At 44.9% G+C, this 12,031-nt stretch carries 11 protein-coding genes; 7 read left to right on the top strand and 4 right to left on the bottom strand.

Features of this window, described 5'->3' with window-relative positions; all coding sequences use genetic code 11:
• Position 1 precedes the first annotated feature (1 nt).
• The 4 genes from T2812B_RS04755 to T2812B_RS04740 form a co-directional block, all read right to left on the bottom strand.
• Entirely contained in the window at positions 2–844 is an 843-nt protein-coding gene (locus tag T2812B_RS04755; protein ID WP_008194203.1) for an ABC transporter permease, read from the bottom strand.
• 3 nt (positions 845–847) lie between these two features.
• Positions 848–1,864 carry an ABC transporter permease gene (locus tag T2812B_RS04750; RefSeq protein WP_004082485.1) on the bottom strand — a complete coding sequence of 339 codons (1,017 nt, stop codon included), beginning with the start codon at positions 1,862–1,864 and terminating at the stop codon, positions 848–850.
• A gap of 62 nt (positions 1,865–1,926) precedes the next feature.
• A complete protein-coding gene (locus T2812B_RS04745) occupies positions 1,927–3,741 on the bottom strand; it encodes an ABC transporter substrate-binding protein (RefSeq protein ID WP_008194201.1) in 1,815 nt (604 codons plus the stop codon).
• Between the two features lie 30 nt (positions 3,742–3,771).
• Positions 3,772–4,917, bottom strand: a complete 1,146-nt coding sequence (locus T2812B_RS04740; RefSeq protein WP_008194200.1) for an ROK family transcriptional regulator — start codon at positions 4,915–4,917, stop codon at positions 3,772–3,774.
• Positions 4,918–5,305: 388 nt separating this feature from the next.
• On the opposite strand from T2812B_RS04740, the gene T2812B_RS04735 reads away from it, so the two are divergent.
• The 7 genes from T2812B_RS04735 (at position 5,306) to folE2 (ending at position 12,028) form a co-directional block, all read left to right on the top strand.
• Positions 5,306–6,391 (top strand): prolyl oligopeptidase family serine peptidase, encoded by a 1,086-nt coding sequence (locus T2812B_RS04735; RefSeq protein ID WP_327084762.1) that lies wholly within the window; start codon positions 5,306–5,308, stop codon positions 6,389–6,391.
• Positions 6,392–6,491: 100 nt separating this feature from the next.
• Entirely contained in the window at positions 6,492–7,565 is a 1,074-nt protein-coding gene (locus tag T2812B_RS04730; protein WP_004082494.1) for a DUF362 domain-containing protein, read from the top strand.
• Between the two features lie 45 nt (positions 7,566–7,610).
• Positions 7,611–9,110: a hypothetical protein gene (locus T2812B_RS04725; RefSeq protein ID WP_008194190.1), complete on the top strand. Its 1,500-nt coding sequence runs from the start codon at positions 7,611–7,613 to the stop codon at positions 9,108–9,110.
• A complete protein-coding gene (locus T2812B_RS04720; protein WP_004082498.1) occupies positions 9,107–9,631 on the top strand; it encodes an NTPase in 525 nt (174 codons plus the stop codon). The genes T2812B_RS04725 and T2812B_RS04720 overlap by 4 nt, the downstream gene beginning before the upstream one ends.
• On the top strand, positions 9,628–10,878 hold the full coding sequence (locus T2812B_RS04715; RefSeq protein ID WP_008194187.1) for an HD domain-containing protein: 1,251 nt from the start codon (positions 9,628–9,630) through the stop codon (positions 10,876–10,878). The genes T2812B_RS04720 and T2812B_RS04715 overlap by 4 nt, the downstream gene beginning before the upstream one ends.
• An 11-nt stretch (positions 10,879–10,889) precedes the next feature.
• Positions 10,890–11,252: a 6-carboxytetrahydropterin synthase QueD gene (gene queD / locus T2812B_RS04710; protein WP_008194185.1), complete on the top strand. Its 363-nt coding sequence runs from the start codon at positions 10,890–10,892 to the stop codon at positions 11,250–11,252.
• Entirely contained in the window at positions 11,249–12,028 is a 780-nt protein-coding gene (folE2, locus tag T2812B_RS04705) for a GTP cyclohydrolase FolE2 (protein WP_008194183.1), read from the top strand. Before queD ends, folE2 begins: the two co-directional genes overlap by 4 nt.
• Positions 12,029–12,031 lie beyond the last annotated feature (3 nt).

The raw sequence follows: 12,031 nt of genomic DNA, 5'->3' as shown, positions 1-12,031 counted from the left end.
TTCACTCCTCCCTCAAGCGTGGATTGAAGACTTCATCCATTGCAGTACTGATGACCAGCAGAGAAGCAGTGACAGCCACAATGGCGAGTCCTGGTGGCACGAACCACCACCACAGACCTCTTCTCACTGCCTCCATGAGAACTGCCCACTGGAGCATGATTCCAAGGGAGATTCCCTGGGTGGGACCGAGCCCTATCAAGCTCAGACCTGCTTCTCCCATGATTCCTCCGTTTATGAAAAGAACAAAGGACATGAAGGCGTAAGTTGCGATCGTTGGGATGAGGTCTTCTATCACCAGCCTGAGATCGGAATAGCCGGCCATAACAGAAAGGTACACGTACTCCCTCGACATCACACTCATGAGCTGTGCTCTTATCGCTCTTGCGAACCAGGGCCACTGGAATAGACCCAAGATGACTGCGACCATTTCAACACTTCGTACCTTCAAATAACTCGCTATCAGAATAGCTATGAGTATCGAAGGAGTTGTAAGGACGATGTTTGTTATTCCCATCAATACATCATCCACAATACCCCTTTTCACGGCGGAGAAACTTCCTATGATCGTACCTATCACAAGCGAGATGATTGCAGCCAGAAAACCGATGTAAAGCGAAGAACGAATTCCATGAAGCAGTTGTGCAAGAACGTCTCTACCGTACGTATCCGTTCCGAGAGGATGCGCACTGGAAGGAGGTTGCTCGTAATCCCAGGTCATTTCAGTAGGATCCACTTTATAGAACACTGGCCCAAAAATTCCCAGGAAGAGAAAGAAGAGAAAAATCGAAAAGCCTATTATGAATTTTTTGTTTTTGAAAAGTGGTCTTATCATCGTTCGAAACATATTTTATGCCTCCTGTCCCAGTCTTATTCTTGGATCTATCAGAGCGTAAAGGAAATCCACAATGAAGTTAGCGAGATAGATAGAGGCAATAAGAATCACAAAGATTCCCTGAATCAATGGATAATCGAGTGTAGTCAAAGCCCTGAAGAGTAGATATCCCGTTCCAGGGTAATTGAACACGATCTCAGTGATGAGGGCTCCTCCCAGAACCCCTCCCAAGCTCAAAGCGAGTCCCGTAATTTGTGGAAGGAGGGAGTTTCTGAAGACATACTTGAAAATTCTCTTGTCTTTCATACCAAGATATTCAGAAAACATTGCGTAATCGCTTCCAAGCTCGTATATCACCATGAGTCTCATTCCTATCGCCCATCCACCCATCGCAGAAACGACGATGGATGCGAAGGGCATTATGTAGTGCTTCAAAACATCGACGAAGAACGACCAGCTCAGGTTCGGTATCGTTCCCTGAGAATAAGCCCCTTGAACAGGAAGCCAGCCGAGTTTAACTCCAAAAAGAAAGATGAATATCATTCCAAGCCAGTAATACGGGATCTGAGAAACTATCAGGGAAGTTGTAAGAACTCCCTTGTCAATCCATGTGTTTCTTTTGTAAGCTGCCAGAGCACCGAGGCTGTTACCTAGAATCCAGGCAACTATAGTTGCTGGAAGAAGAAGAATCAGTGTCCACGGAATGACTGGAATGATCAAGTCAATGACTTTCCTGGGGTAGAAAGTAATGGATGTTCCAAGATCTCCTCGAAGTGCCTTGGTGATGAATTCGAAATACTGAACGTACCAGGGTTTCCCGAGACCAAATTCTTCCATCAAAGTTCTTTCTGCAGCTCTTATAGCTTCTGGATTAGCCTGGGCGACTCTGGAAAGACCAGAGAGAATCTGAGATAAAGGATTCCCGGGAATCGCTCTTGGAAGTATAAACACAATAGTGGTTGCCACTATGTAGGTAACAAGCAGGAAGATGAAACGTCTCAAAAGGTACTTGAACATCGATTTCGATCCCATTCAATTCTCACTCCCCACTCTGTTTTTGTGGAACCCGGCCCCGAAGAGGGGCCAGGGAAAAATCACATGGCTGCCTTATGAAGGTCTTCGAAGATCTTCGCAGTGGGTATTTCGATACCTCCTTCATCGACCGTTCCAAGCCAGGATGGAATAGGTTGTGGATTGCTCTTCTTGGAGATAATGAAGAGAGTCGGCCAGGCGTCCGCGTGCCATGGAGAAGGTCTGAACCAGGCTGGATTGTCCTCGCTCGGCCAGTTGATCCAGTACTTCGTCGAGTATTCGTACCAGTGAGCCGTGTAGAACGCGGGTATGCTCGGCATGTCTCTGTAGATGATCTGCTGGATTCTGAAGTACGCCTGTTTCCTCACCTCAGGATCGAGTGTAGAAACTGCTTTGTCGAGGAGTTCGACTACTTCATCGTTGTCGTACCTTTCCCAGTCTCCGGCCCACGTGACTTCACCGACTGGTTTGGAAAGTCTCTTATCAAGAACGAATCTGTAGATGTTGAACGGATGATCGAAGCTTGGTCCAACACTCCAGGATATGATGAGGTCGAACGTTCCCTTCGTCATCCTGTCCGCCCACACGGAGAAGTCCGGAAATTCTGTTTTCACATCGATACCTATGCTTCTCAGATTCTTTGCGATCATTTCACACATCATCATCCAGTCGGTCCAGCCGTACGGAACAGATATCGTGTACGGACCAAGTTTTGTGCCATCGGGTCCCACTCTCACACCGTCAGGTCCTTTCTTGTATCCTGCCTCGTCCAAGATCTTGTTTGCCATATCGAGATCGAATGGGATTCTTCCATCTTCAGTTCCAAAGGTCTTCTTCGCAAGCTCGTAGTCGATATACTGTTTGTACGGTTCGAAGAGATCAATCACCATGGACGGATGAGCCTGGCTTCCATAACCGAAGTAAGCCTTTTTGAGCATTTCGTTGTACGGAATAGCGTAAGCAATCGCTTTTCTCACAGCTGGGTCGCTCAAACCAGGTTTGGTATTGTTTACGTACACGAATCCCACACCGTCGGGAATGAAGTAAGGTTCCTTTTTGTACCACGTTCCAACCGGAAGGCCTTTCTTCTCCCACAGTTCCCAGACACTCGGAATGAAGAGTCCGTTCCAGTCAATGTCGCCTCTTTCGAACGCGAGACTGGCACTCGGGTTGTCCTTGTAAATGACGTGAGCCAGATACTTGGGTCTTGGGAGTCCAAAGATGTCCTTGCCCCACCAGTCGTCAACTCTCTGATACACAACGATGTTCGGGTCGTAGTAGTAGAGTTTGTAAGGACCAGAAACAACCTGTTCTTCAGGTTTGTCGTTGATCCAGTCTTTTATGTTCATCTGTGCTCTGATCCTTTCGTAGACGTGTTTGGGCATCGGTTGTGCACCGAGGGAGTAGGAAAGGAACTGGAAGTAATTGAGATTCTCTTCTTTCGCCTTGAATTCAACCACTTTTGTGTCAACAGCTTTCACGTACTCGATGTAGGTATCCCATCCACCGCCGGGACCTATTCCGAGTTCTTTGGTGAGCTCCAGAGCGTAGACAAAATCATCTGCGGTGATAGGCACCCCATCGCTCCATCTTGCTTCAGGTCTGATGTAGATCCTCAGAGTTTTGTCGTCCACGAATTCGTATCTTTCTGCGATGACAGGAATCCAAGCGTCTCTTCCAAGGTCGTACTGGAACGCCGGGAGGTACATGAACTGATCAGTACCCCATGTGGACTGCGGTGCATAGAGATTCCAGGTGGTTGCAGGACCCCAGAGGGCTCCTCCGATGTAGACTGTGTCTTCACGTGGCAGAGACACCTGCGCCATCAAACTGGAAAGAACCAGAAGAGCCAGTAACAGTACAAGTGACTTTCTCATACCCACACCTCCTTTGTATATGGATAAAGGTTAAGTTATTTGTCTCAGAAACTCTTCTATCGCCAGAACATTTCCTCCAACAAGGGACGGTGAAATTTCCTTGAAAATGGTATCTCTTATGAGAACATTGGCAATTTCTCTGTCTGTTATCTTTTCAAGTTCTCTTTTTATAAAAGAACCAAATGTGTCCCAGAGATCGTTGACAACACCGCCGAGTACTATCACGCCGGGATTCAGAAAGTAGATGATGTTCTTCAAAACAACTGCTACATGCCGGAGGAATTCTTCCATTGTTTCTTTCACATTCTTTTCCCCTGAAAACCATAACCTTTTGATGTGTCGGAACTTTTCGTTTAAGGATTCTCCTTGAAGTTCTACAAATTTTTCTATCTTTTCTACGAGTTTTGATATGGAAAGAAACTCCTCCACTTCTTTTCCGTTTTTTACATCAAGGACAACATGACCTATTTCCCCAGCAGCGAAATTTTCTCCTCTAACAATTTTTCCGTTCACCGAAATCGCTCCACCGATTCCTTCGCCGAAATAGAGAAAGAAAGCAACATCACTTTCCTTCACATCTTGAGAAAAGAACTCTTCAGCTAACAGCGAAAGGTTGGAATCATTTTCCACCAGAACTTCCAGATCCAGATTTCCAAACTCTCTTCGAAAATCAATGTTTCTCCATCCAAGGTTCGGCGCGTGGATCAAAAACTTAATTTCCGTGTTCACAATACCCGGAAGAGAGAACACCACTTTCGATGCATTTTCATTCAAAACATGACTTTTGAGAATATTTTCATAAGAAGAGACAACCCTTTGCTTGAATTCATCGAAATTCTTTGGAGTAGGAAACCTTTCAATCACCCTCCATGCACCATCCAGAAAGCCAACTGCGACCAGCGTCTCAAGTACCTCCACGTTGTATATGATGGATGTGATGAAAGATCTTGTTGGACCATAAGTTACGGCTTTTCTGCGGCGACCTGTTGCTGTTCCTTTTTCTTCCACCAATCCCTCATTCACCAGCTCTTCAATGATTCTCCAAATTGCACTCTGGGCGAGTCCTGTTTTTCTGGCGATTTCCACCCTGCTGTGTGGCCCGCTCTCTATCAGATACCTCAGTATCATTTTTTTGTTCTCTCTTTTCATGGATTTCGGGTTCAGCTTTTTATGCACTCCATATTCCTCCTACTTTTTATCTATCTTCCTCAGAAAGAAATTATAATGATATGACTCAAAAAATACAAACATAAGTAATGCTTATTTTTCACGATTATGAATGAATAACAGGAATTATTTTAAATTATAGTTCAAATTCTAATATTTTCTTTGAGTTACAACTGATTTTATTCCCGATGCTTTTTCCAAAGAGTTCAAGGTTATCATTCTCAAAAATGTACGTAGTAAAAACTCCGTCGAAATCATAAGTTATTGACTCCATGCGATGATCGGTTACCGTTATTTTTTATGTTATTCACAATATATCATCCTGAGTGAATTCTGCATCAAAGAAGGTATGGAGGTATCGCACAGGAGGATGTTACCGTGAACAGTGTAACTCTTAATTACAAAAGTCTTCCCAGAGGGCGAAAAAGTCTGCACGGTCGTCATCAAATACTCCGTTGAAGTCGTTGGATGGAGACTCTCACCAGATCAGTTCTCGGTAAAGGTAAAATCGGGTGATACCTACTCTTCAAAAATGATCACAAGAGTTTACACAAACAACAGCGGAGATCTCTCTTTCAGTATTTTCAGCAATCGGGGAAGATTTGTGATTCTGGAACTCTCATCCGGAGATCCAAATACAGGTACTCTGGTGTTCAATCCAAAAATATTCCTCAACACCCGCGTGAAACTGGACTACATCGTTTCACAGCTTGTTCCCATCTTTGACGGGAACGAAGTGGAACCTTTTACTTCAAAGCAGACGAGTGAAAAACATCTTATTATCAATGACTTCCTTGCATTCACTTTCAAAGACCTAGAAACAGGTGTTGAGATACCCTACAGACTGTTCGTTCTGAAAGATTTGAATCCTGACGGAAAATACCCGTTGGTTGTCTTCCTGCATGGTGCGGGAGAAAGGGGAACAGACAACTATCTGCAAGTTGCTGGAAATCGTGGAGCGGTTGTCTGGGCCCAGCCGAGATACCAGGTGGTTCATCAATGTTCCGTTCTCGCACCGCAGTGTCCACTAAACAGCAGCTGGTTCACCTTGTTCACAGACAAGGCAAATCCTTTCAACCCGGAAAAACTTCTTCTTGCCGTTATAAAGATCATCAGGAAACTCCTCGATGAATACAACATAGATGAGAATCGAATCTACATCACGGGCCTTTCTATGGGAGGATACGGTACCTGGGGTACCATCATGAATTTTCCTGATCTCCTTGCAGCCGCGATACCGATATGTGGTGGAGGAGATGTCAGCAAAGTCGAGAGGATAAAGGACATACCCATCTGGGTCTTCCACGCAGAAGACGACCCCGTTGTCCCGGTGGAGAATTCACAAGTTCTTGTGAAAAAATTGGCAGAGATTGGAGGAAAAGTCAGATACACCGAGTACGAAAAAGGTTTCATGGAGAAACACGGGTGGGATCCACACGGATTATGGACACCTAAGCCAGGAAGTTGTAGAACAGCTCTTTAAACAAAGTAGATAGTTGTGGTAGAATTTAAGTGAAAAATCATACACCTCAAGAGAGCCCTGCTGGGCTCTCTTTTTAATTCTCAAAAAAGGAGGGATTCACATGCCAGCGAAGGTTTATTTCACAGACATGACAACCAACCCAAACATGAACATGCTTCAAAAGTTAGAACTTCTTTTGAAGAAAGTGGAACTGGAGAAAATCATCGAAAAAGACAAGTTCGTGGCTGTAAAACTCCATTTCGGTGAATACGGAAACCTCGCATTCATAAGACCCCAGTACGTGAAAATCATTGTGGACCAGATCAAGAAACTGGGTGGAAAACCTTTCCTCACCGACGCGAACACGCTCTACACCGGCCACAGATCGAACGCTGTGGATCATCTGATAAACGCCTACCTGAACGGCTTCACCTACGAGGTGACGGGAGCTCCTGTGATCATCGCGGATGGTCTCAGAGGTTCAGATGAGATAAAGGTGAAAATAGATGGAAACTACGTAAAAGAAGCGAAAATAGGTGCCGCAATAGCTCTTGCAGATGCGATAGTCGCTGTAACACATTTCAAAGGGCACGAAGCGACAGGTTTTGGTGGAACGATAAAAAACGTCGGAATGGGAAGTGCATCCAGAGCAGGAAAGATGGAACAACACTCCGAATCCAAACCGTACGTTGTGGAAGAAAAGTGTGTCGCCTGTGGAACATGTGCGAAGTTCTGCCCGGTTGGTGCGATTACTGTCACAAAAGTGGCAAAGATCGATTACGAGAAATGTATCGGTTGTGGACAGTGTATCGCCATGTGTTCCTACGGTGCCATGTCTCCAAAATGGGACAGCTCGACTGACTCTTTGAGTAAAAAGATGGCTGAATACGCAAAAGCGGTTCTCAAAGACAAGAAAGCGGTCTTCATTTCGTTCATCATGAACATCTCTCCAGACTGCGACTGCTGGAACATGAACAAACCTCCCGTGGCTCCCGATATCGGAATCGCGGTCAGTACAGATCCAGTTGCTCTGGATCAGGCCTGTATAGATCTCGTCCTTCAAAAAACGGGCAAAGACCCGTTCCTTGAGGTTCACCCAGATGTAACCTGGAAGACACAGCTCGAATACGCTGAGGAGATCGGTCTTGGAACGAGAGAATACGAACTCGTGAAGGTGGCTTGTGATTTGAAGTGAAAAGTGGTTTAATAGAAGTGGCAAACCTTATGAGGAGGTCTTATTGTGAAAAAACTTATTTTGATCAGTTTGGTTCTTTTAGCGGTCCTTGGAATCTCCCAGGAATGGGTCTCCCGATCTTTCGGTCCCATTAGCTGGCAGCAACCGTCAGACTGGCAGGAAACACCCCCACTGGCTTTCAATTCGACCGGAGTCTTCAAGGGAGTGGGTGATGGCCAGACACTCAATCAGGGAATCGGTGTGTTTTTCATCTACGACGCAGGTGTCGAAGAAGCGCTCGTCTATGGACTATCTCAAGATGCATCTCTCGTCGACCAGGGTGAGACAGAGTGGAAAGGATTCAAAGGAAGATACTACAAGTTTGAAGGAAACAACCTTTCTTTCAACGTTCAGGTCTTTCCACTCGGAATGAGAGATCTCGCTTTCTGGAATTTTGTGGCCGGAGAACCTGCAGACGAGGATTTAAAAACTCTGGAGAAAATCCTCTCAAGCATCGATCTGAACGATCGATTCAAATTCAGCAGATGGAACTCACAGGATGGAACGCTGAAAATATACCAGAACGGCAACCACTTCGAAGGATCTTTTGGAGAGAAAACCTTGGAAGGAATAGTGATCGAAAACAGTATCTTTGGATGGTGGAAAAAATCAGACTCGACCGGTAGCGTGGGACCATCTCGGTTCTGGGATGGTGCTTTCAGCGGAAAGTTCGTAGAAGGGAAACTGCAACTGTTATTCTCCAGCTCGGAAGATCCGTTCTACTCGCTGGAAGGAACCACCGTGACCTTTGAAAACGTTTCTGGAAAATTCGAAAGCTCTACGGTAGAAGAAGTGTCCGTTACAGAATCACTCCTTTGCAGAAGTGTTTACGAAAACACACCTTTCGCCACGGACACTGCGTTCACACCTTTTGACAAAAGAATCGTCATGTGGAGCGCGACAAAGCCATTTGAAAACTCTCATATATTCAAATGGGAATGGTACGATCCAGATGGAAATCTGAAGGAAACCGTTTATTACATCGTTGCTCCAACGATAGAAACGGGTTACGACTATTACGACAGCGTGTGGGGCTGGATGGCAACCGACAGATTCGGAAAAGATGCACTCGGCGAGTGGAAAGTAGTGGTTTACGCGGACGGAAAGAAACTCGATGAAAGTTCTTTTAAACTGGTTCAGGAACCAGAGATGAAAACCATCGAAACAGAAACCTTCAAATTGAACGTTCCCGCTTACACCTATTACCAGCTTTCTGAAGGAGTGCATTACTTCATATTGGACATTGCAAATCTGATCTTCGCAGAAGCACATTACGAGACAGAACCACTCAACGGTGAGGTTTACAAAACCCCGAATTACGAGGTTAACTTCATAGAAACATCCATGCCGGATTACCAGACGGGACAGAACTTCATTTACTGGGTCGTTCAATTTCCGGAGAAAGATGGACAGTACCTCTACATGAGCTTCTACGCTCCAGAAGATGACTTCAAGAGACTGGAAAGCCTGTTTGAAAGGATTTTGAACAGCGTTGAGTTAAAATGAAAATCCTTATCACCGGAAGGCCAGGTGTTGGGAAAACCACTTTAATCAAGAAACTATCACGCCTCCTGCAGAACGCAGGGGGCTTTTACACTGAAGAGATGAGAGAGGGCGAAAAAAGAATCGGTTTCAAGATCATCACCTTAGATGGTGAGGAAGGAATACTAGCAAGAACAGATCTCCCTTCTCCATACAGAGTGGGTAAATACTACGTGAATCTAAAAGACCTGGAAGAAATCGGTGTAAGATCGCTCGAAAGAGCCTTTCAGGAGAAAGATCTGATCATCGTAGACGAGATAGGGAAGATGGAACTCCTATCCAGGAAATTCCGGGAAGTAGTCGAAAAAATCTTCGACAGCGAGAAAGATGTGATAGCCACAATCAAAAAATCGAGCGATCCATTCGTAGAAAAGATCAAAAACAGAAATGATGTCGTCATCTTTGAGCTGAACGAGAAAAATCGTAACTCTCTGTTGAACGAAATTCTGTCTGTTTTAAAATTCAATCGAGGTGAAAAACAATGATACAGATGTTTATCAATTTACTGGAAACGATCCCTTCACTGGGAAGACACTCATTTCAGGTCGCTTTTCTTTCCGCTCAGATCGCAGAAAAAATGAATCTTGATCCCAACGTTTCATTCTTATCTGGATTGATCCACGATCTGGGACTGATTCTGCCATACGAAGGGAAAACGCTGCTGGATGAAATAGACGACACTTTCGTTATCGTGCGGGACACCCCGGGCAAACCCCTCCATCTTCACAGCATCCTTGGGAGTTTCATCACCGATTACGTCGAGAAACTGAAGCCCATATCCCCCATCGTTTTGAAACATCATTTCCCCGCCTCGTACCTGGACAAAACAGAAGAGAATCTGATCTCCAACATCGTCTTCATCTCGGACCAGGTTTCAAGATATACAATGATCAATTTAGACGTTTCACCCAGAGATATCCTCATAGCTCTTGAAGATATGAAGAGCTTCTTCTTTCCGGAGGTGTTCGAAGCATGCAGAGAGGTTCTGAACACGGAGTTTGTCCAGTGGCAACTTGAGAATATTCTTGCAGGATACGATGTTACAGACTTGCTGGATCACCACGTAAGAAATTGTCCGGACTGTGACAAGAAAGACCTGATTCAAATTGGGAAAATCGTATCGTTCATCGTGGATACCAAAAGTGAATTCACCACCAGTCACACCTGGAGAGTCGCTGTTTTCTCAGAGAAAATGGCAAAAAAAGCCGGCAGAAACAGTGAGGATCTCTTCATCGCTGGTCTGTACCACGATATTGGAAAAATTAGCGTGAGTTACAAAATTCTCGAAAAACCAGCAAAACTCAGCGATGAAGAATACGCTATTATGAAAAGGCACATCTATTTCTCCTATCTCATCCTTCTCCCCAAAAAAGGTGAAAACTGGTTTTTACCCGCGGTAAGGCACCATGAGAGACTCGACGGTTCCGGCTATCCTTTTAGGCTGAAAGAGGAAGAAATGACACTTGAGGATAAAATAATCCAGGTTGCCGACGTGTTCAGCGCGCTTTTAGAGGAAAGACCTTACAGACCTGCGAACACTGTGGAAAAAGCCCTGAGTATGGTACATGAAGAAGTGAAGAAAAAGAAGTTATCTCAAGAAGCCTTCGATTTACTTGAATCATCTCTGAAAGATTTCGATCTCAGCAGTATAGAGGTGGGAAGAGAGATTAGAAAAGAGATCAGAACGTTTGTAGATAAAGTGGTTGAAAGGTTCGGAGATTACGTTCTTTAGAGGTGAGAGTTATGATTCTGGTGAAGAAATTTTCTTTCGAAGCCGCGCACAACTTGACCAAATACCATGGAAAATGTGAGAGGCTCCACGGTCACACCTACAGACTCGTCGTTAAGATAGAAGGTCCTTTGAACGAAGAAGAGATGGTTATGGATTTTGCTGAGTTGAAAAAAATTGTCGAAGAGCTGGTTGTTTCTAAACTCGATCACTCGTATCTCAACGACATGTTCGACCAGCCCACCACGGAAAGAATAGCAATATGGATATGGGATCAACTCTCAAAAGAGATGGAAAAACGAGGTGTCAGACTCCACGAGATAGAACTGTGGGAGACAGAAACGAGCGGTGTTGTGTACAGGGGTGAGAGGGTTTGAAGGACGTTCAGAGCGAAAAAGACCCAAGGATGGTCCCTCTGAAAAAGGTAGGAATAAAGGATCTGCATTGGCCTCTCAAGGTGATTCTCAAGGAAGATGGATACCAGTCCACCGTTGCTCAGATAAGCTGTTCAGTGGATCTTCACCGTGAAAAAAGAGGAATACACATGAGCAGATTCATAGAAGTTTTAAACAAACTGGAAGTGATAACTCCTCAAATCTTCGAAGAGATCCTGGATGATCTCATAGAAATCATGGAAGCAAAGAGATCACACCTGGAGATCCACTTTCCTTACTTCATATGGAAGGAGTCTCCTGTTTCCAGAAAAAAATCGCCGTTGAAAGTGGACTGCTTCGTTGAAGCAGAAAAGGAGAAGAATTTTTCTTTCAAAATTGGAGTCAGAACACCCGTTCACACACTCTGCCCGTGTTCAAAAGAGATCAGCGATTACGGTGCTCACAACCAGAGGGCTTTCGTTGAAATAACGGTGAAAACCAGAAAGTTCATCTGGTTCGAAGATCTGGTAGAAATAGCGGAGAGAAACGCAAGCTCTCCCCTTTACACCCTGCTGAAGAGGCCGGACGAAAAGTTCGTCACGGAAAAGGCTTATGAGAATCCCAGGTTCGTGGAGGATGTGGCAAGAGACGTGGCACTGGAACTGGAGAAAGAGCCAAGGATCACCTGGTACAGAGTCTACGTGGAAAGTATGGAAAGCATACACAACCACAACGCGTTCGCTTGTGTAGAAAAAGGAGATTTCGTTCTGGAGGGATGAAAC

Source organism: Thermotoga sp. 2812B (genome assembly GCF_000789335.1).
GTDB classification, from domain to species: Bacteria; Thermotogota; Thermotogae; order Thermotogales; family Thermotogaceae; genus Thermotoga; species Thermotoga maritima.
This window is presented reverse-complemented; position numbering and strand designations above follow the sequence as displayed.